This window comes from Amycolatopsis alba DSM 44262 (genome assembly GCF_000384215.1).
Classification (GTDB): domain Bacteria; phylum Actinomycetota; class Actinomycetes; order Mycobacteriales; family Pseudonocardiaceae; genus Amycolatopsis; species Amycolatopsis alba.
Map to the genome: position 1 here is coordinate 4,673,361 of NZ_KB913032.1, position 23,479 is coordinate 4,696,839.

A 23,479-nucleotide genomic window follows, 5' to 3' on the forward strand; every position below is an offset into this window, starting at 1 on the left:
GATAAATTGACCGGCATGGATGTGCACGTCGTTGATCACCCGCTGGCCAAGGCCAGGCTCTCCACCATGCGCGACGCGCGCACCGACAGCGCCGCCTTCCGCGCGGCGCTGCACGAACTGACCGTCATGCTGGTCTACGAAGCCACGCGCGAAATGCCCGTGCGGATCGAGCGGATCCACACGCCCGTGGCGCGCACCGACGGTTACGCGCTGGCGAGCCCGCCGCTGCTGGTGCCGGTGCTGCGGGCCGGGCTGGGCATGGCGGACCAGGCGCACAAGCTGATCCCGGACGCCCAGATGGGCTTCGTCGGCCTCGCCCGCGACGAGGAGACGCTCAAGCCGACGCCGTACCTCGAGTCGCTGCCCGAATCGCTCGCCGACCGCCCGGTGCTGGTGCTCGATCCGATGCTGGCGACCGGCGGATCGATGGAGTACACGATCCGGCTGCTGACCGGCCGGGGCGCCACCGACGTCACCGCGATCTGCGCGCTCGCGGCGCCCGAGGGCATCGCGCACCTGGAGAAGACCGGGCTGCCGCTGCGTGTGGTGACCGCGAGCATCGACGAGCGGCTGAACGACTCCGGCTTCATCGTGCCGGGGCTCGGGGACGCCGGGGACCGGCAGTACGGCGCGGTCTGACGTTTTTCGCAACCCCCCCGCCGTTGACGGCCACTGAATGATGTGACCAGAACAGCGACCGGATCGGCGGGGGTGCCGGTGGACTCGTGCGAACCTCCTCCCGGCAGGAGCGACACGGAGCTTTGGCAGACGGCGGCGGGCGGTGATCACACCGCGTTCACCGAGCTGTTCGAACGCCACGTCCAGTCCGTGTGGAATCACGCGTATCGGCTGACGGGGTCTTGGGCGTCGGCCGAAGACCTGACGTCCACCACGTTCCTCACCGCCTGGCGGCGCAGGGCGGACATCACGCTCATCCGCGAGAGCGCACTGCCCTGGCTGTACACCGTCGTGGGGAATCTCGCGCGGACCGAACACCGCAGCTCCGGGCGGCGGCTCCGGCTCGTCCGGCGGCTGCCGGAACCCAGGACGGTGTCCGACCACGCCGACACCGTCGTCGATCAGCTCGACGGCGAAGAGCGCCTCCGGCAGGTGCTCGCCTTGGTCGCGAAGCTGCCCAAGTCACAACGTAAGTCCGTCGAACTCTGCCTTCTCGGGGATCTCTCCCTTTCCGACGCCGCTGAACTGCTCGGTGTCGCCGAGGTGACCGTTCGCGCCCACATCTCGCGGGCCCGCGCGCAGCTGCGGGCTGCCCTGGAGGAGAAATGACCGACGACCTCGGCCTGCCCGGCAGGCGTGAACTCCCTCCGGAAGTGCTGGACACCCTGCGGATGTCGTTGCGGGAGGGGATGGGAAAACCGCCGCGGCGGCGATGGCCGGTCGTCGCCGTCGCGGCTGCCGTCGTCCTGGTCCTCGCGGGCGCGCTGGTCACGACCGTGCTCATCCGTGAGCCGGACGGACCGGCGGTCGCTTCGGACCCCGACTTCGCCCTGGACCTGCCGAAGGCGATCCCGGCGATGGACCGCTGCTGGGCGGCGATCCAGAAACAGAACCGGACGGCGAACTTCCCCGCGCGGGACGAATGGGTGCCGCAGTTCACCGTCGCTCCGTACTGGACACCCGTCACGGTCGTCGCGGTGAAAGGGGGAGACAAGGTCTTCTTCTGCGAGACCACGTTGATCACCGTGACGGTCTCCGATCCCGCCGCCGCCCCGCTCTACGCCACCGGCACCAAGACCGCCGCCTTGTTGACGAGCCGTTACGGGACGGTCGCGGGCGTTGCGGACCCCGGATGGGAGAAAATGGTGATCTACTCCCGGACCGCGGACGGGACCGGATCGACCGACGTGAACGTCTTCCGGAACGGGAACCTGTTCGTGATGATTTCGCAGAGCATCCCGTCGCGGACGACGTACTCGGTCGGGCCGTACCCAGGGGCACCTGGTGACGGGAGCGGTGTCGGGCCGTACGCCCTGCGGCCCGCGCCCGATCCGGCGGTGACGGACATCGATCGCATCCCGCCTTCGGTGCCGGCGCGGGACACACCAGCCGGTGAGTTCTTCAACACCTGCGTGCGGGGGGCGACCGAACCGCTGCCCGACGAGGACGCCTACGAGGTCGGCACGCTGCTCGAAGGCGATGACGTGAAGGTGGTCGTCGCACGGCTCGGTGACAGGGCCGCCGTCTGTCAGGGCGGGCTCGGCTATCACGACGGGAAGAGCGAGTACTACCGCGTCTTCCAGGACATGGATGCTCGCGCCGACCCCCGGCCGGTGCGCACCCTGTTCGCCGAAACGCTCGGCGCTGCCGAACAGGGCGGGAGCGGCCGCGGGAAGACCCCGTTCATCGGGATCGTGCCCCAGGCCGCGGCCACGGTGAAGCTCGATTTCGGGGCGGGAAGAAAGGTCGACGCCGTGGTCACCGCGGGGACGTTCGCGGTGTGGCGACCGGAAGACGTCAACCCGGCGGACCCGAACGCGAAGGTGGGCATCGTCGTCCTCGACGCCGCAGGAAAGACGCTCCACCAGGGCACCCTGCCACTCTCGTGACCCCTGCCGCTCCACGTTCCCAGGGGCCTCGGGGGCAGACAGTGTGGTCCGTGAAGGACTTCGGCGGCGGCAGCGCGGAGCGGCGAGGGGTGGGGTGCGGGGGTCAGCGGCGCAGCCAGCCGGAGGCGTTCGCCCGCAGCGCGGTCTCGTAGGCCGCGCTCACGGTGAACTCGTCCGGCAGGTTCCCGGTCAGCTCCAGCGACACGAGTCCGTGCACGAATCCCCAGCAGGCCACGGTGACGACCTCGGGCGGCACGTCGAGGAAGACGCAGTCGGCGACGGCCGTCCGGATCGTCTCCTCCAGCGGCGCCATCGTCGCGCGAGCCTGATCGGACGTCTCCTCCGCCGGCTCGAAACCCGGCACCGACTTCGTGAACATGATCGCGTAGAGGTGCGGATCGGCCAGCGCGCTCTCGCGGTACGCGACGCCGAGCCGCACGAGATCCTCGACCGGGTCACCGCTCAGCGAGACCCCGGACATCCGCAGGCCGAAGCGGCGGAAACCCTCGGCGAAGAGGGCACCGACCAGATCCGTCTTCCCGCCGAAGAGTGAATAGACCGCGGTGGTGGACGTGCCGACGTCGGCGGCCAGTTTGCGGAGGCTGAGGGCCTTCGGGCCGTCGGCCGAGATGAGCTCACCGGCGCGGTCCAGCAGTTTCAGCCGGAGGTTCTCGTCGTGCGTCCTGGGACGGGGCATGATCGAAGCGTATCGCAACGCTGTTATCAATCGCTCGGATTCGGAGTTGACCTGGAGCGCACTCCAGGTCGTACTGTCGTTCACATGAGCTACTCGATAGCGGAAGCCGCGCGACGTAGCGGACTGTCCATCGACACTCTCCGGTACTACGAGCGCATCAAACTCGTCGAGCCCCCGGCGCGGGACGCCGCGGGGCGCCGCGCCTACACCGACGAGGACCTCGGGTGGCTGGGGTTCCTGACCAAGCTGCGCCTGACCGGCATGCCCATCAAGCGCATGCGGGAGTACGCCTCCCTGCGCCACCACGGGGCGGCGAGCGCGGGGCGGCGCAAGGCGATCCTCGTCGACCAGCGCACTTCGGTCGCCGACCGGATCGCCGAGTTGCAGGCCTGCCTCGACATCCTCGACTACAAGATCGACCACTACGACCAGGTGGAGCGCAGCGTGCTCGGCATCGGCGCCACCGTGGAGGGAATTTCAGCGTGATCAGCACCAGGAGGCTCGGCGGTCTGGAAGTCGGGGCGCAGGGGCTCGGCTGCATGGGGATGAGCCAGGCCTACGGCGTCCGTGACGACGACACGGAGTCGATCGCCACCGTCCACCGTGCCCTCGAACTGGGCGTGACCCTGCTCGACACCGCGAACGTCTACGGCGCCGGCGCGAACGAAGAGCTGGTCGGCCGGGCGATCGCGGGCAAGCGGGACCAGGTCGTGCTGGCGACCAAGTTCGGCATCGTATGGGACAAGGACGGCGGGATGTCCGCTCGCGGCGACGCGGCGTACGTCAAGCAGAGCTGTGAAGAGTCCCTTCGCAGGCTGAACGTCGACCACATCGACCTCTACTACCAGCACCGCGTCGATCCGAACACGCCGATCGAGGAGACCTGGGGCGCGCTCGCGGAGCTGGTCGAGGAGGGCAAGATCCGCTTCGCCGGGATCTCCGAGGCCAGTGCCGGGACGATCCGTCGCGCGCACGCCGTCCACCCGGTGACGGCGCTCCAGAGCGAATGGTCGCTGTGGACGCGCGGCATCGAAGGCGAGATCCGGTCGACCACCCGCGAGCTGGGGATCGGCGTCGTGCCGTTCTCGCCGCTCGGCCGCGGTTTCCTCACCGGCAGCGTGACGTCGGTGAAGGACCTTCCGGAGGACGACCTGCGCTGCGGGCTGCCCCGGTTCGCCGAGGGCAACTTCGAGCGCAACATGGCGATCGTCGAGGCGCTGCGCGCGCTGGCCGAGCAGAAGGGCGTCACCGCCGGACAGCTCGCGCTGGCCTGGGTGCAGGCCCAGGGTGACGACGTCGTGCCGATCCCCGGCACCAAGCGGCGCAAGTACCTCGAAGAGAACGCCGCCGCCGCGGAGCTGGAACTGTCCGAAGTGGACATCGAGGCCATCGAAAAGGCCGCGCCCGTCGAGGCGATCGCCGGGGAACGGTACCCGGAGCGGCTCGCCCGCGCGGCCGGTAAATAGAACCAGAGAATTGCGAGAGAGAAATCATGACGGGTTCCACCCTGCCCGCACGCAGGCTCGGCACGCTGGAAGTCGGCGCGCAGGGGCTCGGCTGCATGGGCATGAGCGAGTTCTACGGCCAAGGTGACGACACCGAATCGATCGCGACGATCCACCGCGCGATCGACCTCGGCGTGACCCTGCTCGACACCGCCGACATGTACGGCTTCGGCCGCAACGAGGAACTGGTCGGCCGCGCGCTGGCAGGCAAGCGGGACCAGGTCGTGCTGGCGACCAAGTTCGGCGTCGTCCGTGACGAGGCCGACCCATCGAAGCGCGGGATCCGCGGCGACGAGTTCTATGTGCGGCAACAGGTCGAGGCGTCGCTGCGCCGGTTGAACGTCGACCACATCGACCTCTACTACCAGCACCGCGTCGACCCGGACGTGCCGATCGAGGAGACCGCGGGCGCGCTGTCCTCGCTGGTCGAGCAGGGCAAGATCCGGCACATCGGATTGTCCGAGGCGGGTCCGGAGACGATCCGGCGGGCGCACGCCGTGCATCCGGTGACGGCGGTGCAGACCGAATGGTCGCTGTGGTCACGCGACATCGAGAACGAGGTCGTGCCGGTCTGCCGTGAGCTCGGTATCGGGCTGGTGCCGTATTCCCCGCTGGGCCGCGGTTTCCTCACCGGCCGCTTCAAGTCCAAAGAGGACTTCGAGGACGGCGACTTCCGGCAGACGATCCAGCCGCGGTTCGCCGAGGGCAACCTGGAGCGGAACCTGGCGATCGTCGAGGCGCTGCGCGCGCTGGCCGAGCAGAAGGGCGTCACCGCCGGACAGCTCGCGCTGGCCTGGGTGCAGGCCCAGGGCGACGACGTCGTGCCGATTCCGGGAACGAAGCGGCGCAAGTACCTCGAAGAGAACGTCGCGGCCGTCGGCCTGAAGCTGACCGCCGAGGACGTGGCCGCGATCGAGGCGGCGGTCCCGGCAGACGCGATCGCGGGGGAGCGCTACCACGAAGCGTCCATGAAGACGCTGTCACGCTGACCCTGACTCGCGTGCTCAGGAACGTCACACGCGTGTTTGGAGCCGGATCATCGTGATCCGGCTCCAAACACGCGAGTCACGTTGTCAGAGCAGGGAATTGACCGCCGAGACCACGCCGTCGACGGCGACGGTCTGCTGCTCACGGGTCGCGAGACCGCGGACGGTCACGTTCCCGGCGTCCCAGTCCTCCTGGCCGACGATCACCACGGCCCGCGCCCCGGCCTTGTCGGCGCGGGTGAGTTCCTTGCCCAGCTTGCGGAGCTCGACGGGGGTGGACGTGCGCAGACCGGCCTTGCGCAGCCGTCCCGCGACCTCGCGCGCGGCGTCGGTGAGCTCTTCGACCACCGGGATCACCACGACATCGGTCTCACTGCGCGGTTTCGGGGTCAGGCCGTGGGTGTCGAGGAAGTCGATCAGCGTGACGTCGCCCATGCCGAAGCCGATGCCGGGGATCTGCTGCGACGTGAACAACGACGCGAGGTCGCTGTACCGGCCGCCGCCGAAGAGGGCACGGCGGTTCTCCGGCGAGGTGTCGAAGACCTCGAACACGGTCGACGTGTAGTACGCGAGCCCGCGCACGATCATCGGGTCGAACGTGATCAGGTCCGCGGCGCCGCTGTTCAGCACCTTCACCAGATTCGAGTTCTCCTTGACCTGCTCGGGCAGCTCGTCGAGCAGCGCGGTGCCGGACGACAGGATCTCGGCCAGCTTCTCGAACTGCTTCTCGGTCAGGCCGATCTCGGTCGCGGTGTCGCTCAGCTTCGTGCGGTCCGACTTCTCCCAGCGGTCCACCAGGGTGAACACCTGCGGCAGCTGCTCCGCGGTCACGCCGACGATGTCGGTGAGCGCCGAAGAGAGCAGGTTCCGGTCGTTCGCCCGCACCTGGAACATGTCCGGGGTGGCCCCGAGCGCGCTCATCATGTCGTGGACGAGCTCGAAGATCTCGATCTCGCAGTTCGCGCTGTCCGAACCGAAGATGTCCGCGTTGATCTGCCAGTGTTCGCGGACCCGCCCGCGCTGCGGCCGCTCGTAGCGGTGGCAGTTCGGGTGGCTGTACCAGCGCACCGGGAACTGCAGCGACTTGGCGTTGCCCGCGATCATCCTGGCGACCGACGGGGTCATCTCCGGGCGCAGCGCGAGCCGCTCGCCGCCCTTGGTGGTCAGCGTGTACAGCTGCTGGTCCGCGATCTCCTGCCCGGACTTCCGCTCGTAGATCTCGGCGGGTTCGAGGATCGGCCCGTCGTAGCGGAGGAAACCCCGCAGTTCGAGCACGTCGTAGAGATGGCCGAACACCTGCGTCCGGACGGACATCTCGGCGGGCAGGAAGTCGCGGGTCCCCTTGGCGGGGGCTGTCGGCAGGTATTCAGGCACGTCAGCAAGCTTAACGAGCGGTCGCCACCGCTTTTGTCAGGGGAAGGCGACGCCGTACGCGGTGGTCAGGATCGCGGCCCCGAGCAGGACGGCGCCGGCGCTGGTGACCCGTCCGCCGAGCTTGCCCTTGTTCGGCAGCAGGTGCAGGAAGAAGCCGCCGGACTGGGCGAGCACGCCGAACAGCAGCAGGAAGCAGACGATCCACCGCGCGGTGCCCGGCAGCCCGGTCTGCCCGAGGATCTGCAGCGCGACCAGCGCCAGGACCAGCAGGACACCGGCGTGGGCGTGCCCGGCGCGGAACATCCCGCGCTGGTGTTCGGTCAGTTTCTTGTCGCGCAAGACGCCCATCAGCGCGTAGCCGCCGTACATCACCGTCGGCAGCGAAACGAGCGCGATGACGGTGAACAGCCTGATCGGGCCTTCCATGGGTTTTCCCTTCGCAGTGGGGTGCGAAGGGAACGATAACACTGTTTTAAAACGTTGTCACCAAACCTTGCGTCCCACTTTGGCGGCCGTGGCCGGGGTGTCGTCCGTCTGATCACGTGTGCCGTCCATCCAGTCACACGTGCCGTCCACTCGGTCACGCGAAAGTGCCTAGCCCGAATCGCCCCTCACGACCGACCCGCGGGCGAGCACCAGGCGCGGGTTCCGGAGTGCGGAAAGGTCGGCGAGCGGATCGCCGTCGACCACCAGGACGTCGGCGCTCAGGCCGGGGGCGAGCCGTCCGGTGACGGCGCCGAGGCCGAGTCCGGCGGCGCTGTCCTCGGTCGCGATCTCGAGGATCCGCCGCCTGCCGAAACCGAGCCATTCGTAGAGTTCGAGGGCGCCGACGGGATCGTCGAAGACCGAACCGGGCAGCCCCGCGTCCGTCCCCGCCAGGAGCGGGACCCCCAGTTCCTCCAGCCAGGACAGCCTGCCGTAGACGGTTTTCGCGAGTTCCTCGCCCATGCGCTCGGCGAGCGTCCGCCAGTTGCGGCTGCTGGTCGAACACGCCGCGATGCCTTCGGCCGCCATGCGTTTGGCGACGTCTTCACGCCGGTCCTGTCGTTGCGGGCCGGTCATCCACGTGCAGTGCTCGATCGTGGCCACCCCCGCCTCGACCGACGCCTCGATCGCGTCCGCGCCGTGGGCGTGCGCCGCGACCGGGAGCCCGTGGCCCGCCGCGTGTTCGACGATCAGGCGCAGGGTCCGGACGTCGAACTGGGACTCCCACATGTCCGCGCCGCCCTCGGTGATCTGGCCGCCGCTGGCCATCACCTTGATCACGTCGGCGCCGTCGGCCGCGTTGGCGTCGATCACGGCCCGGACGGAGTCGTCGTCGCCGACCTCGCCGCCGAAGAAGTGGCAGTGTCCATTGAGGACTGTCAGGGGTGATCCCGCGGTCAGCAGCCGCGGAGCCGCGGTGCCCTCGGCGTCGAGTTCCGCCCGGACCCGTGCGCCGAGGGCGTCGCGATCGCCGAGGTCCCGCACGGTCGTGACGCCGCTGCGCAGCAGCTGTCCCAACCGGTCCTTGGCGCCCGCGCGGAGAGCTGTGTCGTCGCTCGCCAGGAAGTTCGGCAGCATCTCGCGAGTGGCGTCGAAAGCCAGGTGCACATGGGCGTTGACCAGACCGGGCAGCACGGTCGCGCCGGGGAAGTCGAGCCGTTCGGCGTCCGGTGCCGCCTGTGCCACGACCTCGGCGCGCGGTCCCGCCGCGAGGATCCGGCCGTCCTCGACGAGAACGGCGCCGTCCCGGACGGGGGTGCCCGGCCGCGGCAGGATCCGGTCCGCGGTAAGGAGAAGCTGCAAGGTCACGCCTCGTTCCGGGATACGGCGGCCGACAGCGCGAGCAGGGGCCGCACGTCGGATTCGATGTCCGAGGCGCCGCCGGGGAGCACGAGTTTCGCCCGCCCGTCGGTCTCCTCGCCCGCGGTCTGCCTGGCGATCGCCGTCTTCAGCGCGTCCGCCGCCGCCCGCGGATCGTCGGCGGCGAGGGCGGTGAGATCGGTTTCCAGATAGGGGCTCAGCTGCACGAGCCCGTCCCGGATCTCGATCACCCGGCGGTAGTACCGGCGGTGGACCGTGCGCGGGCGCCACCGTTCCCACACCCCCTGCGGTGTCGTCCGGAGCACGATGTTCGGGTAGATCTCCGCCAGCGCGGTCCACAGGGGCGTGAGCCGTTCGTGGTGCAGCCGGTGCTGGCGGCGGCGTCGCAGCGCGGCGAACCGGGCGCGGGCGCCGGGATAGGTGACCCCGGCGAGGAAGAGCACGATCCCGAGGAGCACCAACGGGACGGCGACGGCGAGCAGAAGCGGGATCGACGGCCCGAACGCCCAGGCGATCACGATGTAGAGCGCGCGGAAGACGCTGCCCACCGAGAGAGCGATCAGCCCGGCGGCACTGAGTTTCAGCCCGGTCCGCAGATGGCGGTCCGCGGTGCGGATGTACCGGAAGATCCACCAGGCGCAGGCGGACAGGCCGTAGATCAGGTACAGCCCGGCGCCCAGGTAGAACAGCGCCACGCCGGGTTCGTGCACGAGCTTCGGGCTCAGCGCGAGCCCGCGCGCCTCCGGCGGGGTGACGGCCATCGCGACCAGCATCAGCGCGATCGCGCCGGACAGCGGGAGCAGTTCGAACAGGACCCGTCCCGGTCTGCGCGGGCCCAGCGCGGAGCCGAGGAAGACGATCAGCAGCGCGCAGACCCCGACGGCGAGCAGGACGTTGTTGACCAGCCGTCCGGTGCCTTTGCCGGTCAGCCCGTCGAGCCAGCCCGAAATGACCTTCTGCTGCGCGAGGAAGGAACCCGCGACACAGATGATCGTGATGGTGATCGCCCAGTTCGGCAGGACCCGCGGCGCCCGGTACGTCTGGTAGATCCGCCAGGCGAGCGCCGTCGCGAACAGCGCCATCGCCACGACGTTGAGAGGGGAGAACAGTGCGTTCACAGCCACCCTTGATGGTCGCCCAGCGCGCCTTGGACGCGGCGGACGTCATCGTCGTCGGCGCGACGGGGAATCGTGTAGTTCAAGACCGACGCCCATTCGAGGATGATGGTCGCCACGGTCTCGGCTTCCCATTCGTGCGCCTCATCGTAGGAGGTGCGGCGCAAGGCACGGTGTACGGCGTCGCCGTCGAGACCGGTGGCGGGGCCGCGCAGGAAGTCGGCTGGCTGGGCGTCGCCGCCGGGGTGGTGATCGGCGAGCATATGCCCGAGTTCGTGCAGGATGATGTGGTCCTGATGGGACTTCGTGGTCTCCTGCTGGAAGAAGATGTAGTCCGCCGAGCCGGTGGCGATCCAGCAGCCGAACGGGCCGGGGACCTCCAGCGGATACGGCATCAGCCGGATCGGCCTGCCGCGTTGCTCGCCGAGCCGCTCACACAGCACGCCGACGTCGAGTGGCGGCTCGATGTCGAGGTTGTTCAGCATCTTGCGGCAGCGCTTGCGGAGCTCCCGTTCCTTCATCGGCTCTCGCCCGGCTGGTCGCGCTCGGCCCGTTCGTACCGCTCGACGAGTTCCAGCAGGTCCATGACCTGACGCCGTCCTTGCGGGGAGAGTTCCTGCGCGCGCATGGCCATGAGCTTCGCCTCTCCCGTGGGTTGTGGTTCCTCTTCGTCGAAGAAGTAGGTGACCGGGACCCCGAACAGCCTCGCCAGCGCTTCGACGTAATGGATCTTCGGGTTGATCCGCTTGCCCGTGGCGAGCTGCTGGAGATACGCGGGCGACATGGCGGGCCCGCCCGCGCGATCGATCGCCGCGGACAGCTCGCGATAGCTGTGCGGGGCGCCTTCGTCCGCGCGCGCCGAGTCGATCAGCGCGCTCAGTTTCCGGGCGAAGGTGTGGTCCGGCGACATGATCCCCCCATCCGTTCTGTAGTCGGAGTGTAACGCGATTCGGGCTGTCCGCAGCTGTTGACAGCATGTGTATGCAGTGGTTTACAGTTGTCAGGCGGTTTCGTGCCGCGTTCCGGCCTCTCGCTCCGGAATCCGTGCCCTGGGGGTGTACGGACACCGGAGTGAGAGGCGTTTTTCCAGGCGAGTGCACAAGATCGTGCCGGATGTAGTACGCTTGGTCAGTCGAGGTTGATCGCCATCACGGCGAACCCTTGACCTAGGCCTGTTGCCGGAGGTCGACCCCCAGGGCTTCCGGTGACAGGCCCCTTACTTTTCCGGCCGGGTCAGGGCATGAGAGTGGCGGCGAGGGTGCCGCCCAGTTCGAAACAGGCCGCCAAATCCGCTTTGCCCGGTTCTCCCGTCACGAGGACCGGCGAAGCCGCGCGTTCCCAGCCGAGGCCGGTGGCGATGCTCTCGATCCCCCGCACGGTGCCCGCGGTGTCGTTGTTGCCGTGCACGAAGAACCCGAACGGCCTCCCGCGCGTGGAATCCAGGCACGGGTAGTAGACGGTGTCGAAGAAATGTTTCAGCGCGCCCGACATGTAGCCGAGATTCGCCGGGGTGCCGAGCAGGTAGCCGTCCGCGTCGAGGACGTCGGGCACGGTCGCGCCCAGCGCCGGACGGCGCACGACGTCGACGCCCTCGACGTCGGGATGATTCGCGCCGGAGAGCACGGCTTCGAACATCGCCTGCGTCGAGGGCGACGGCGTGTGGTGGACGATCAGCAGCTTGGGCATGTCAGGCCAGGCGGGACTCGATGTCGGCCCGGAGCGCGGCCAGCCGGGCGTTCGCGGCGGTGCGCGCCTCGGCGAGATCGCCGGAAACCGGCTCCTTCACCTGCAGGTACGCCTTCAGCTTCGGCTCGGTTCCGGAAGGCCTGATGACGACGCGCAGGCCTTCTCCGGTCAGGCGCAGGACATCGGCGTCGGGCAGGAGATCCTCCATGGTGACGGCGGTGCCGCCCAGCGACGCCGGGGGAGTGGCGCGCAGGCCGGCCATCAGCTTCTCCCGCACCGACAGATCGGTGACCCGCAGCGAGACCTGATCCGTCACGTGCACGCCGTGCTTCACGGCCAGTTCGTCGAGGACGTCCAGCGGCCCGCGGCCCGCCGCGCGCAGGGAAGCGCTCAAACCGGCGGCGAGCACGGCGGCGGAGATGCCGTCCTTGTCGCGGACGAAACCAGGGTTCACGCAGAGACCGAGCGCCTCTTCGTAGGCGAACACGAGCCCGTCGCCCGCGCGGACCAGCCATTTGAAGCCGGTCAACGTCTCCGCGTAGCGCGCGCCGAACTCCTTCGCGACTTCGCCGAGCATCGACGACGACACGATCGTCGTGGCCACCAGCGGATCCACGCTGTCTACAGTGGACAGAACGTGCCAGCCGAGCAGAACGCCGGTCTCGTCGCCCCGCAGCATCCGCCACGAACCGTCCCGTTCGCGCACGCCCAGCGCGCACCGGTCGGCGTCGGGGTCGAGCGCGATCGCCAGCTCGGCGTCCACTTCGGACGCCAGCGCCAGCAAAAGGTCCGTCGCGCCCGGTTCCTCCGGGTTCGGGAAGGTGACCGTCGGGAAGTCCGGATCCGGGGTCGACTGCTCGGCGACCAGGCTCAGCTCGGTGAAACCAGCCCGCTCGAACGCGGCACGCAGGGTCTCCGCGCCGACGCCGTGCAACGCCGTCGCGGCGACCTTCACCCCGCGTTCCGGGCCGCGCGGGAGAAGCGCGACCTTGGCCAGGTACGCGTCCCGCAGCTCCTCGCCAAGGACCTCGGCGCCCGGCGCGCGCGGCACGCTGATCGCCGGGGGAGCGGCTTCGATGGCGCGCTCGATCAGGCCGTCCGACGGCGGGACGATCTGGCCGCCTGTCGCGTCGTAAAGCTTGTAGCCGTTGTCGGCGGGCGGATTGTGCGACGCGGTGATCTGGATGCCCGCGACCGCGCCGAGTTCCAGCACGGCGAACGCGAGTACCGGTGTCGGCAGCGGCCCCGGCAGCACCTTCACCGCGAATCCGGCGGCCGTCAGCACCTCGGCGGCGGCCTTGGCGAAGGCTGCCGAACCGTGCCGCGCGTCCCGGCCGACCACCACGACCCCACCGGAATGTCCTTGTGCGGCCAGCCAGTCCGCGACCCCGGCGGTCGTGCGGGTCACGACCGCGACGTTCATCCCGTTGGGGCCCGCGCGCACCGGGCCGCGCAGTCCGGCGGTGCCGAATTCGAGCGGTCCGGCCATCCGGTCCGCGAGCTCGTCGGCCGCACCGGTTTCGCCGCCCATCGCGCGGGCGAGGATGTCCTGCAGTTCGACGCGGGAATCGTCGTCCGGATCATCGGCGATCCAGCGGAACGCCCGATCCCGGAGTTCCGGGGTCAAGGAAGTCGTCACCGAGTCAGCCTACGGGTACGTTGGAGAGGGTGCGATTGATCTTCACTTCTCTGGTGAGTCATGGTCATCTCTATCCCCTACTACCGCTCGCCGTCGCCGCTCGCGACGCCGGGCACGATGTCTTGTTCGCCACCGGTGACGACATGCGGCCGGTGGTCGAAAAGGCCGGTTTGGCCTCGGAAAGTGCCGGATTCGGGATGCGCGAGGCGTTCGCCGCCTTCTTCGGTCCCGACGCTTCCCCGCCCCGTGCCTCGAACGGTGCGCCCGAGGAGTTTTATCCCGTTATCGGGCAGGTGTTCGGAAATGTGCTGCCGCGTCGGTTCCTCGCCGATCTGACGCCGTTGCTCGAACGGCACCGGCCGGATCTCGTCGTCTACGAAAGCGGCAACGCCGGTGGTGCCATCGCCGCCCGGCTGGCGGGCGTTCCCGCGATCGGGCACGGTTTCGGCCGGGTTTCGCCGGGCGAGGTCATCGACGTCATCAACGGCCGTCTCGCGGAATTCGCCACGGAGGTCGGTTTCGAGGGTGCGGCCCTGCACTCGTACGGCGACCCGGTCGTCGACATCTGCCCGGAATCGGTGCAATCACCGGATTTCCTGGCCGGTGCGAACCGGATCCCGCTGCGGCCCGTCGGCTGGGCCGAGCCCGGCGATCTCCCGCCGGGTGTGGTGGGGCGGGACAAGAGCCGTCCGCTGATCTACCTCACCCTCGGCACCGCGTTCGGTGACGAGGACGTGCTCAAGCGGGCCATCGGCGGCCTGGCACGGATCGACGCGGACGTCATCGTCGCGGCGGGCCCGACGGTGGACCCGGCGCAGCTGGGGAACGTCCCGGCCAACGTCCGGGTCGAGGCGTGGGTGCCGCAGGCCGAGCTCCTGCCGCACGTCGACCTCGTGGTCCACCACGGTGGTAGCGGGACGACGCTGGGTGCCTTCGGGGCCGGGCTGCCGCAGCTGGTGCTTCCGCAGGGGGCGGACCAGTTCACGAACGCCGAAGCCGTCGTCGCCGCTGGGGTGGGCGCGCAGCTGATCGGTGGCGCCATCGTCGAGGACGCCATCCACGAACAGGCTCGAACGCTGCTCGCCGACGAAGGGGTCCTCGGCGCGGCACGGAAACTCGGCGATGAGGTCGCCGCGATGCCGTCGCCGGCGGAGGTCGCCCAGCGGCTTCCCGAGTTCGCGGGCTGAGAAGTACATGAAGGCCCCCATCCTTGCGCCAGGCGCAAGGATGGGGGCCTTCATGTACTTCAGCTTCAGGCGAGGGTGACGAGTTCCTTCAGGAGAGTGCCCATGCGGGTGGCCGACTGTCGGCCCGCCTCGAGGACCTCTTCGTGGTTCAGCGGTTCCCCGGTCATCCCGGCAGCCAGGTTGGTCACCAGCGAAAGCCCGAACACCTCGATCCCGGCGGCGCGGGCGGCGATGGCCTCCAGCACCGTCGACATGCCGACGAGGTCGGCGCCGAGGGTCCGCAGCATGTGGATCTCCGCCGGGGTCTCGAAATGCGGCCCGGTGAGTCCCGCGTAGACGCCCTCTTCCAGCGACGGGTCGATTTCGCGCGCGATGTCGCGCAGCCGCTTCGAGTACAGGTCCGTCAGGTCGACGAAGTTCGCGCCGACGATCGGCGAACGCGCGGTCAGGTTCAGGTGGTCGGAGATCAGCACCGGCTGCCCGACGCGGAAACCCTCGCGCAGGCCGCCTGCCGCGTTGGTCAGCAGCACCGTCTTGGCGCCCGCCGCCGCGGCGGTGCGCACGTTGTGCACGACCGGGTCGATGCCCTTGCCCTCGTAGAAATGCGTGCGGCCCAGCAGGATCAGCGCGCGCTTCTCGCCGACGCGGACCGACCGGGCGGTCCCGCCGTGCCCGACCGCGCCCGGCGCGACGAATCCCGGCAGTTCGCCCAGCGGGATCTCCGCCTCGGGCTCCCCGATGACGTCCGCCGCCGGGCGCCAGCCCGAACCGAGCACGACGGCGATGTCGTGCTTCTCGACGCCGGTGCGTTCGGCGATGGCGGCGGCCGCCGCGACCTCGTTCTCACTCATGCGACGAGCGTATCCGGACACTTCGCACGAGCAGGAACGCCACCAGCCCGAACGGCGACAGGAAGATCGTGAGCGCCAGGATCGGGCCGGTCACCAGCGGGTGGATCCGGTGTTCGCGGGATTCGAAGTACATCCAGCGCGCGATGAACAGGTCGAAGGCGATCAGATGCGCCCAGATCGTCGCCGCCCCGTACGGGCTTCCGGTGAACGCGCTGAGCACGTCCAGGTCCGGCCTGCTGACCGCCGTCCAGAGCTCGCCGAGGTGCGCGATGGCGAGCACGAAGTAGGGGATCAGCGGCAGCAGCGGCACCCAGGGCGAGGACAGGATCCGGCGCGTCCAGGACCAGCCCGGCAGGAAGATCATCAGCAGCCAGAACGGCGTCGCCAGCGGGAAGGTCCAGGTGAACAGGGTCTCGACGCTCATCGGACGGAAGCCTCCAGCTCTCGGTCTTTCGCCGGCCGCCGGATCGCGATCAGCCCGCTGAACGCGATGCCCGCGATGAGCAGGGCGAAGGCTGCCAGCGTCTGGCCGTCGGGGGCGACGATGGACTGGCCCCGCAGCGCCTGCCAAGTGAGCAGCGCGAGAAGGCCCGCGTAACCGACGCCGGCGATCAGCACCAGCCGCAGCCGGACGACGTCGTCGCGCAGCCGCGGGTAACGCGCGGCCAGGACGCCGAGAGCGAGCGCGAGCAGCGGAAGCGCCTGGAGTCCGTGCAGACCGAGGAAGTGCGGGATCCGCAGGTCGCCGCCCACCGTGCTCCAGCCGAGGATCGGCAGGCCGGGGCCGCCGTCGGAGAGGCCGACGGTGTGCGCGCCGATCATCGCGGACTGGCCGGTCGCGTCGAGCAGGGCCTGCTGGTCCGGGGTGGGGCTGCTCATCAGCGTCGCCAGCGAGATCCCGATCATGCCGAGGACCGCGCCGATCCTGGCCGCCCATCCGGTCGCGCGGTCGGGGACCTTGACGAACATGACGGCGACCGTCAGGACGAGGTTGACCATCCACAGCACGGCGATCATCCCGCCCATGGTCTGGAAGATCGTGTTGTCCAGCGGGGTCGCGTTGTTGAAGTGGCTCGCGCGGACGCGGGCGGCCTGGAACACCACCAGCACGTACTCGGCCGAGAAGATCACGACGAGCACGTTCGTCAGCACGCTCGCGGTCCGCCGGAACTTCGGCAGCAGCGTGACGAGCCAGCTCCAGGTGAAGAAGTACAGCGAGCCGGAGACGGCGAATTTGAACGGTTTCGCCCAGATCGGCGCGCCTTCCAGCGTCCGCTGGTCGATCAGCATGGCCAGGACGCACAGCGCGGTGATCACGGCGAAGACCTGGGCGCAGCGATACGAACCACGGTGCCAGGTGCGGGTTCTGTCCTGGAGATCGGTCAAGATGGTCATGGGTCCCTCCCAGAATGGATAGTCAAGCTCTCCGTTATGGGAAGTTAAACTATCCATGCTGAGAAATCTTCAGGGATGACCCTGGAACCGTCCCCGAGATCGGAGTTGCTACGCGTGCGGATGGCGGAGCTGAGTGAAAAAGCCGGGGTCCCGGTCGCCACGATCAAGTACTACCTGCGGGAAGGACTGCTCCCGCCGGGCGAGCGGACCAGCCCCAATCAGGCGAAGTACGCCGACGGGCACGTCCAGCGGATCAAGCTGATCAGGGCGCTGATGGACGTCGGCGGCCTTTCCCTCGCGACGGTCGGCGAGGTGCTCGCCGCGGTCGACGAAGGGAAGGCCAGTCCCCACCGCATCCTCGGCATCGCCCAGGAAGGCATCACGAGCTCTCGCCAGGTCGTCGACGAAGAAAGCCGGGAGTGGGCCCTCGCCACGGTCCGCGACCTGGCCGAGCGCCGGGACTGGCCATGCAAAGATCCCGAAGACCCGATCATCCAGGCCCTGATCGGTGTCCTGTGCGCGATCCGGGACGTCGGGCACGGCTGGTACCTCGACAAACTCGACGCCTACGCCGAGATCGCCGACCGGACCGCCGACCTGGACCTCGAAGGCATCGCCGGGGTCGAGTCACTGGAACGGATCATCGAGATCGCCGTCGTCGAAACCGTTCTGGGCGACAGGCTGCTTTCGGTACTGCGCAGGCTGGCGCAGCAGCGCGCGTCGAAGGCGCACTTCGCGCGGCTAGCCGTCGACGATGAGTGACAGCGCGACGGGCTCGAACACCGCGGTCTTCGTGGAGGACTCCTGCTCGATCGGCGAGGTCACCGAGAAGATCCACAGATCCGTGCCGCCGCTGAACAGGTCCATGAACGTCGTGCGCCGCATGGTTTCGTTCGTGGCGTCCCTGGCTCCCGGCGAGCGCTCGCTCGTCCGGTAGGTGTAGCGCAGGCTGTTTTCGCCCCGGCCGGGCACGGCGACGGGATCGTTGATGGGCGCGATGTCCGGATGCTGCGACTTCAGCCAGCTGAAGTAGGCGGGCGGCGGGCTGTCGGACAGGAAACCGCTCAGCCGCTCGATCCGGATGACCTGGCGGCCGTCGGGCGAGACGTACTGGACCACCGTGCTCGGCACACCCCTGGTGATGTGCGGCGCGACGAACTTCTGCCAGCCTTCCGGGACACCGATGGTGAACCGGCCGCCCTTGATGCCGTTCACCGTGCTGGCGTCACCCTGCTGCGTGATCAGCTTTGGCGGCGGCTGGGTGGCGATCGTGTCGCCCTGCTGCTGCTCCACCGGCGGCATCAGATCCTGCCCGCCGACGGTCCTGGCCAGCACGAACCCGCCGCCTGCGGCCAGCAGGAAGACGACGACCGACGCGAGCGCCAGCAGCACTAGGGCCACCGCGGACCGGCCCGGCGGGCGGGGCGGCAGCGGGACGACGGTCGGCATCGGCGGCAGTTCGGCAGGCGGCACGGGTGCCGCGGCGGGCTGGTTCAGGAACGGCAGCGGGCCGGGGTCGGCGGCGAGTTCGGAACTCGTGCCTTCGGCCGGTTTTTCCGGGGCGACCGTCTTGATCACCTGGGTGTCGGTCGCGTCGAGATGCGCGATGGTCTTCTTGCCGTCGGGCGTGTGGAACAGCTCGGTGGGGAAGAGGTCGATCAACGTCTTGGCCTGCAGCGGGTACAGGCGGCGCCGCACCTCGCGCAGGGTGATCCGCTTCGACGGCTCCTTCTTCATGAGCGCGCCGATGACGTCGGACAGCGGACCGGGGCCGGGCTTCGGCACCTTTCCGTTGACGACCTTGCCGACTGTTTCGAGCGGGTCACCGTCGGCGTCGTAGGGCGGCGAGCCCTCGATGGCGGCGAACAACGTCGCGCCGAGACCCCACAGATCGGCGGCGGGCACGACCGCGCCACCCGAGGCGACCTCGGGCGCGATGTAGGCGGGGGAGCCCAGCATCATCCCGGTGCGGGTCATGGTGGCTTCGGAGACGTTGCGCGCGATGCCGAAGTCGGTGAGCTTGATCCGGCCGTCCCCGGCGACCAGGACGTTCCCCGGTTTGACGTCACGGTGGGTGATCCCGGCGGCGTGCGCGGCCTCGAGCGCGGACGCCACCGCGATGCCGACCGCCGCCGCCTGCTCGACGGTCAGCGGCCCGTGGTCGCGCAGGATGTGCGCGAGGCTGCGCGACGGCAGCAGCTCCATGACGACGAAGGGTTCGTCGTTCTCGCGCGCGACGTCGTGCAGGATGATCACGTTCGGGTGACTCAGAACGGCGATCGCGCGGGCTTCGCGCAGAGTGCGTTCGCGCAGTTCGTCGGCCTGCGAGGTCGGGACGCCGGGCGGGAGGCGGACCTCTTTGACCGCGACCGGGCGGTGCAGGAACTCGTCGTAGGCCGACCAGACCGTGCCCATCGATCCCGAGCCGATCACCGAGCGCAACCGATATCGCCCGGCGACGACACGCTTCTCTTCGCCAGGGCTCTCGGGGGACTCGGTGGTGTCGGACGGCACGGCCCAATTGTGTCGTATGCCCCCGTGGCGGGCCTATGCGACGTCACCCTTCAGGCGCGACTAGCGTCACAGGTGGGTCCTCTTGTGGGCCGTTAGCATCGTTGGTTATGACGGAAGTGGCCGAGACGGAGTCAGTGCCGACCCCCGGTGGACACGCTGCACCTGCCGAGCCCGACGCGCTGAAGCTCGCGGCCGAGTTCCCGGAAGCGAGCCGGGAGCAGTGGCGGGAGCTCGTCGCCGGAGTGCTGCGCAAGAGCGGCGCGATCGACGAAGGCTTCGAAGGCCTGCCTGAAAGCAAGCTGGTCACCCGGACGTATGACGGCCTGGAGATCCAGCCGCTCTACACCGCCGAGGACGCGGTCGAGGGAACGGGTTTCCCCGGTCTGCCGCCGTTCGTGCGAAGTGCCCGGCCCGAGGGTTCGGTGACGACCGGCTGGGACATCCGCGCCCGGTACGCGCGCCGCGACGCCAAGGCCACGAACACCGCGATCCTCGCCGACCTCGAAGGCGGCGTCAGTTCGATCTGGCTGCGCGCCGGCGCGACCGGGGTCCCGGTCGCGGACCTGGGCGACGCGCTGAACGAGGTCTACGTCGACCTCGCGCCCGTCACCCTCGACGCGGGCGAAGAGTACGAAGCCGCCGCGAACGAGTTGTTCACTCTCTTCGCCGAGCGCGAGATCCCGGCGAGCGCGGTCACCGCGACCCTCGCCGCCGACCCGATCGGACTGACCGCGCGCACCGGCACGGCGCATCCGCTCGCCCCCGCCGCTCAGCTGGCGGCGAGGGTCGCGCAGAGTCACCCGAAGGTGCGAACGATCGTCGCCGACGGCCTGCCGTTCCACGAGGCGGGCGGTTCGGACGCGCAGGAGCTCGGCGCGACCATCGCGGCCGGCGTCGCCTATCTGCGGGCGCTCACCGAAGCGGGGCTGGACGTCGACGCCGCGGCCGGGCAGCTCGAATTCCGGCTCGCCGCCACGGCGGATCAGTTCCTCACGATCGCCAAGTTCCGCGCCGCGCGGCGGCTGTGGGCCCGTGTCACCGAGGTTTCGGGCGGCAAGGGCGCGGGGATGCGGCAACACGCGGTCACCTCGCCCGCGATGCTGACCCAGCGCGACCCGTGGGTGAACATGCTGCGGACCACGCTCGCCTGTTTCGGCGCCGGGGTCGGCGGCGCGGACGCGATCACCGTGCTCCCGTTCGACGCCGCGATCGGCCAGCCGGACGCCTTCTCCGCGCGGATCGCGCGCAATACGCACGCCGTCCTGCTGGAGGAGTCCAAACTGGCCGGGGTCATCGATCCGGCGGGTGGCTCCTGGTACGTCGAGAACCTCACCGAAGACCTGGCCCAGGCTGCGTGGCGTGAGTTCACCGCGATCGAGGCGGCGGGCGGGATCGAGGCCGAACTGGCCTCCGGCGCGCTCGCCGGACGCCTCGCCGAAACCTGGGAAAAGCGGTCGAAGCGGATCGGGACGCGTCGCGATCCGATCACCGGCGTCAGCGAATTCCCCAACCTGACGGAGAAAACGGTCGTCCGCGACGCCGTCGAAGACCTGCCCGGCGGCGGGCTGCCCCGCTATCGGTACGCCGAGGTCTTCGAAGCCCTGCGGGACCGGGCGGACGCGCACCCCAGCCGTCCTCGCGTCTTCCTCGCCACGCTCGGCCCGGTCGCGGCGCATACCGGGCGGGCGAGTTTCGCGGCGAACCTGTTCCAAGCCGGCGGGATCGAGGCCGTGAACCCCGGTGCCCCCGAAGACATTGTGGCGGAATTCCGGGCCAGCGGGACGACGGTCGCCTGTCTCTGCGGAAGCAACACCTCCTACGCGGAAGAAGCGGACAGCGTCGCGAAGGCGTTGAAGGAAGCGGGCGCCACGTCGGTGCTTCTCGCCGGGAAACCCGGCGACCACCCGGACGTCACGGGCTATCTCTTCACGGGCTGCGACGCCCTCGAAGTCCTGACCGGCACGTTGAACGAGCTCGGAGTGCAGTGATGACCATCCCGAACTTCGCCGGTGTCGACCTCGGCGGCCCGGACCCGGCCGACCGTCCTCAGTGGACCGAAGCGTTGCACGCCGCCACCGGCAAAGGCCCCGACGCGCTCGCGTGGGAGACCCCGGAGGGCATCGGCGTCAAGCCGGTCTACACCGCCGACGATCTGTCCGGAGTGGACTTCCTCGGGACGTATCCCGGTGTCGCGCCGTACCTGCGTGGCCCGTACCCGACGATGTACGTCAACCAGCCGTGGACCATCCGCCAGTACGCGGGGTTCTCCACCGCCGAGGAGTCGAACGCCTTCTACCGCCGCAATCTCGCCGCCGGGCAGAAGGGCCTCTCGGTCGCCTTCGACCTCGCGACGCACCGCGGCTACGACTCCGACCACCCGCGCGTCGCCGGTGACGTCGGCATGGCGGGCGTCGCGATCGACTCGATCTACGACATGCGCCAGCTCTTCGACGGCATCCCGCTCGACAAGATGAGTGTTTCGATGACCATGAACGGCGCCGTCCTGCCGGTGCTCGCGCTGTACGTCGTCGCGGCCGAGGAACAGGGTGTCTCGCCGGACAAGCTGGCCGGGACCATCCAGAACGACATCCTCAAGGAGTTCATGGTCCGCAACACCTACATCTACCCGCCGCAGCCGTCGATGCGGATCATCTCGGACATCTTCTCGTTCACCTCGCGGAACATGCCGAAGTACAACTCGATCTCCATCTCCGGCTACCACATGCAGGAAGCCGGGGCGACCGCCGATCTGGAGCTGGCGTACACGCTCGCGGACGGCGTCGAGTACATCCGCGCCGGGGTCGACGCGGGGCTCGATGTCGACAAGTTCGCGCCGCGCCTGTCCTTCTTCTGGGCGATCGGGATGAACTTCTTCATGGAGGTCGCGAAACTCCGCGCCGCACGGCTGCTGTGGGCCAAGCTGGTGAAGGGCTTCGAGCCCAAGTCGTCGAAGTCGCTTTCGCTGCGGACGCATTCGCAGACCTCGGGCTGGTCGCTGACCGCTCAGGACGTCTACAACAACGTCGTCCGCACCTGTGTCGAGGCGATGGCGGCGACGCAGGGGCACACGCAGTCGCTGCACACCAACGCCCTCGACGAGGCGCTCGCGCTGCCCACGGACTTCTCCGCCCGCATCGCGCGGAACACGCAGCTGCTGCTCCAGCAGGAATCCGGCACGACGCGCGTCATCGACCCGTGGGGTGGCAGCGCGTTCGTCGAGAAGCTGACCTACGACCTCGCGCGCAAGGCGTGGGGCCACATCAGCGAGGTCGAGCAGGCGGGCGGGATGGCGAAGGCGATCGACGCCGGCATCCCGAAGCTGCGCATCGAGGAGGCCGCGGCAAGGACTCAGGCGCGGATCGACTCCGGCCGTCAGCCGGTGATCGGGGTCAACAAATACCTGGTCACCGACGATGAGCAGATCGACGTGCTCAAGGTCGACAACGCGGGCGTGCGCACACAGCAGCTGGAGAAGCTCCGTCGGCTGCGCGAAGAGCGGGACGAGGACGCCACACAGGACGCGCTGCGACGGCTCACGGCGGGCGCCCAGTCGGACGGCAACCTGCTCGCGCTGGCCATCGACGCCGCCAGGGCGAAGGCCACGGTCGGCGAGATCTCCGACTCGCTGGAGAAGATCTGGGGGCGCCACTCCGGCCAGATTCGTACGATCTCCGGTGTGTACCGCGAGGAGGTCGGCAAGGCCGAGAACGTCGAGCAGGCGCGCGAGCTGGTCGAGAAGTTCGCCGAGGAGGAAGGCCGCCGTCCCCGGATCCTGGTCGCGAAGATGGGCCAGGACGGCCACGACCGCGGCCAGAAGGTGATCGCGACCGGTTTCGCCGACATCGGTTTCGACGTCGACGTCGGCCCGCTGTTCTCCACCCCCGGCGAGGTCGCGCGGCAGGCGATCGAGGCGGACGTGCACGTCATCGGCGTTTCGTCGCTGGCCGCCGGGCATCTCTCGCTGGTCCCCGCGCTGCGTTCCGAGCTCGCCGGCCAGGGCCGCGAGGACATCATCGTCGTGGTCGGCGGTGTCATCCCGCCGCAGGACTACGAGGAGTTGCGCGCGGCGGGCGCGGCGGCGATCTTCGGCCCCGGCACGGTCATCGCCGACGCGGCGATCGACCTGATCGGGCAGCTGACCGCACAGGAGTCCTGAG

The 23,479-nt window shown here is 69.3% G+C and carries 23 protein-coding genes; 10 read left to right on the forward strand and 13 right to left on the reverse strand.

Annotated elements, in window-relative coordinates; genetic code table 11:
• Positions 1-15 precede the first annotated feature (15 nt).
• The 3 genes from upp to AMYAL_RS0122420 are packed head-to-tail and all read left to right on the forward strand — an operon-like array spanning position 16 to position 2,567.
• Positions 16-639, forward strand: coding sequence for a uracil phosphoribosyltransferase (gene upp / locus AMYAL_RS0122410; protein WP_020633501.1), 624 nt, complete (start codon positions 16-18; stop codon positions 637-639).
• Positions 640-681: 42 nt separating this feature from the next.
• Complete coding sequence (locus tag AMYAL_RS0122415; RefSeq protein WP_039794076.1) at positions 682-1,287, forward strand: RNA polymerase sigma factor; 606 nt, start codon at positions 682-684, stop codon at positions 1,285-1,287.
• Complete coding sequence (locus tag AMYAL_RS0122420; protein WP_020633503.1) at positions 1,284-2,567, forward strand: hypothetical protein; 1,284 nt, start codon at positions 1,284-1,286, stop codon at positions 2,565-2,567. Before AMYAL_RS0122415 ends, AMYAL_RS0122420 begins: the two co-directional genes overlap by 4 nt.
• 103 nt (positions 2,568-2,670) lie before the next feature.
• Here AMYAL_RS0122420 and AMYAL_RS0122425 read toward each other — a convergent pair whose 3' ends face one another.
• The gene (locus AMYAL_RS0122425; protein WP_020633504.1) at positions 2,671-3,264 is read right to left on the reverse strand and encodes a TetR/AcrR family transcriptional regulator; all 594 of its coding nucleotides are present in this window, start codon (positions 3,262-3,264) and stop codon (positions 2,671-2,673) included.
• 84 nt (positions 3,265-3,348) lie between these two features.
• Between AMYAL_RS0122425 and AMYAL_RS0122430 the strand changes: the two genes are divergently transcribed.
• From AMYAL_RS0122430 to AMYAL_RS0122440, 3 genes are read left to right on the forward strand one after another with little or no spacing between them, the layout of a single operon-like run.
• Positions 3,349-3,750, forward strand: a complete 402-nt coding sequence (locus AMYAL_RS0122430; protein ID WP_020633505.1) for a MerR family transcriptional regulator — start codon at positions 3,349-3,351, stop codon at positions 3,748-3,750.
• Positions 3,747-4,730: an aldo/keto reductase gene (locus AMYAL_RS0122435; protein ID WP_020633506.1), complete on the forward strand. Its 984-nt coding sequence runs from the start codon at positions 3,747-3,749 to the stop codon at positions 4,728-4,730. Before AMYAL_RS0122430 ends, AMYAL_RS0122435 begins: the two co-directional genes overlap by 4 nt.
• A 26-nt stretch (positions 4,731-4,756) precedes the next feature.
• On the forward strand, positions 4,757-5,758 hold the full coding sequence (locus tag AMYAL_RS0122440) for an aldo/keto reductase (protein WP_020633507.1): 1,002 nt from the start codon (positions 4,757-4,759) through the stop codon (positions 5,756-5,758).
• An 84-nt stretch (positions 5,759-5,842) separates the two neighbouring features.
• Here the strand turns inward: AMYAL_RS0122440 and hisS are convergent, their stop codons facing one another.
• The 8 genes from hisS to AMYAL_RS0122480 form a co-directional block, all read right to left on the reverse strand.
• Entirely contained in the window at positions 5,843-7,129 is a 1,287-nt protein-coding gene (hisS, locus tag AMYAL_RS0122445) for a histidine--tRNA ligase (protein ID WP_020633508.1), read from the reverse strand.
• A 36-nt stretch (positions 7,130-7,165) separates the two neighbouring features.
• On the reverse strand, positions 7,166-7,555 hold the full coding sequence (locus AMYAL_RS0122450) for a hypothetical protein (protein ID WP_020633509.1): 390 nt from the start codon (positions 7,553-7,555) through the stop codon (positions 7,166-7,168).
• 168 nt (positions 7,556-7,723) lie between these two features.
• Positions 7,724-8,923: an amidohydrolase family protein gene (locus AMYAL_RS0122455; protein ID WP_020633510.1), complete on the reverse strand. Its 1,200-nt coding sequence runs from the start codon at positions 8,921-8,923 to the stop codon at positions 7,724-7,726.
• The gene (locus tag AMYAL_RS0122460) at positions 8,920-10,053 is read right to left on the reverse strand and encodes an MAB_1171c family putative transporter (RefSeq protein ID WP_020633511.1); all 1,134 of its coding nucleotides are present in this window, start codon (positions 10,051-10,053) and stop codon (positions 8,920-8,922) included. The genes AMYAL_RS0122455 and AMYAL_RS0122460 overlap by 4 nt, the downstream gene beginning before the upstream one ends.
• Positions 10,050-10,571 carry a hypothetical protein gene (locus AMYAL_RS0122465; protein ID WP_020633512.1) on the reverse strand — a complete coding sequence of 174 codons (522 nt, stop codon included), beginning with the start codon at positions 10,569-10,571 and terminating at the stop codon, positions 10,050-10,052. The genes AMYAL_RS0122460 and AMYAL_RS0122465 overlap by 4 nt, the downstream gene beginning before the upstream one ends.
• Positions 10,568-10,960, reverse strand: a complete 393-nt coding sequence (locus AMYAL_RS0122470; RefSeq protein WP_020633513.1) for a helix-turn-helix domain-containing protein — start codon at positions 10,958-10,960, stop codon at positions 10,568-10,570. The genes AMYAL_RS0122465 and AMYAL_RS0122470 overlap by 4 nt, the downstream gene beginning before the upstream one ends.
• A gap of 323 nt (positions 10,961-11,283) precedes the next feature.
• The gene (locus AMYAL_RS0122475; RefSeq protein WP_020633514.1) at positions 11,284-11,736 is read right to left on the reverse strand and encodes a flavodoxin family protein; all 453 of its coding nucleotides are present in this window, start codon (positions 11,734-11,736) and stop codon (positions 11,284-11,286) included.
• Position 11,737: 1 nt separating this feature from the next.
• The gene (locus tag AMYAL_RS0122480) at positions 11,738-13,375 is read right to left on the reverse strand and encodes a phospho-sugar mutase (protein ID WP_020633515.1); all 1,638 of its coding nucleotides are present in this window, start codon (positions 13,373-13,375) and stop codon (positions 11,738-11,740) included.
• Positions 13,376-13,404: 29 nt separating this feature from the next.
• Here AMYAL_RS0122480 and AMYAL_RS0122485 point away from each other — a divergent pair, with 29 nt between their 5' ends.
• Entirely contained in the window at positions 13,405-14,562 is a 1,158-nt protein-coding gene (locus AMYAL_RS0122485; protein WP_026467341.1) for a glycosyltransferase, read from the forward strand.
• Between the two features lie 65 nt (positions 14,563-14,627).
• On the opposite strand, the gene AMYAL_RS0122490 is transcribed toward AMYAL_RS0122485, so the two are convergent.
• Genes AMYAL_RS0122490 through AMYAL_RS0122500 form a run of 3 tightly spaced genes read right to left on the reverse strand, consistent with a single transcriptional unit; the run spans position 14,628 to position 16,808 of the window.
• Entirely contained in the window at positions 14,628-15,413 is a 786-nt protein-coding gene (locus AMYAL_RS0122490) for a purine-nucleoside phosphorylase (protein WP_020633517.1), read from the reverse strand.
• A complete protein-coding gene (locus AMYAL_RS0122495; protein WP_020633518.1) occupies positions 15,406-15,837 on the reverse strand; it encodes an ABA4-like family protein in 432 nt (143 codons plus the stop codon). The genes AMYAL_RS0122490 and AMYAL_RS0122495 overlap by 8 nt, the downstream gene beginning before the upstream one ends.
• Complete coding sequence (locus tag AMYAL_RS0122500; RefSeq protein ID WP_020633519.1) at positions 15,834-16,808, reverse strand: hypothetical protein; 975 nt, start codon at positions 16,806-16,808, stop codon at positions 15,834-15,836. The genes AMYAL_RS0122495 and AMYAL_RS0122500 overlap by 4 nt, the downstream gene beginning before the upstream one ends.
• 75 nt (positions 16,809-16,883) lie before the next feature.
• On the opposite strand from AMYAL_RS0122500, the gene AMYAL_RS0122505 reads away from it, so the two are divergent.
• Entirely contained in the window at positions 16,884-17,570 is a 687-nt protein-coding gene (locus AMYAL_RS0122505) for a MerR family transcriptional regulator (protein WP_020633520.1), read from the forward strand.
• Here AMYAL_RS0122505 and AMYAL_RS0122510 read toward each other — a convergent pair.
• Positions 17,550-19,322 (reverse strand): serine/threonine-protein kinase, encoded by a 1,773-nt coding sequence (locus AMYAL_RS0122510; RefSeq protein ID WP_020633521.1) that lies wholly within the window; start codon positions 19,320-19,322, stop codon positions 17,550-17,552. The two genes, AMYAL_RS0122505 and AMYAL_RS0122510, sit on opposite strands and share 21 nt — an antisense overlap.
• A 107-nt stretch (positions 19,323-19,429) precedes the next feature.
• On the opposite strand from AMYAL_RS0122510, the gene AMYAL_RS0122515 reads away from it, so the two are divergent.
• Both AMYAL_RS0122515 and scpA read left to right on the forward strand, forming a co-directional pair.
• Complete coding sequence (locus AMYAL_RS0122515; RefSeq protein WP_020633522.1) at positions 19,430-21,310, forward strand: methylmalonyl-CoA mutase family protein; 1,881 nt, start codon at positions 19,430-19,432, stop codon at positions 21,308-21,310.
• The gene (scpA, locus tag AMYAL_RS0122520) at positions 21,310-23,478 is read left to right on the forward strand and encodes a methylmalonyl-CoA mutase (protein WP_026467342.1); all 2,169 of its coding nucleotides are present in this window, start codon (positions 21,310-21,312) and stop codon (positions 23,476-23,478) included. Before AMYAL_RS0122515 ends, scpA begins: the two co-directional genes overlap by 1 nt.
• Position 23,479 lies beyond the last annotated feature (1 nt).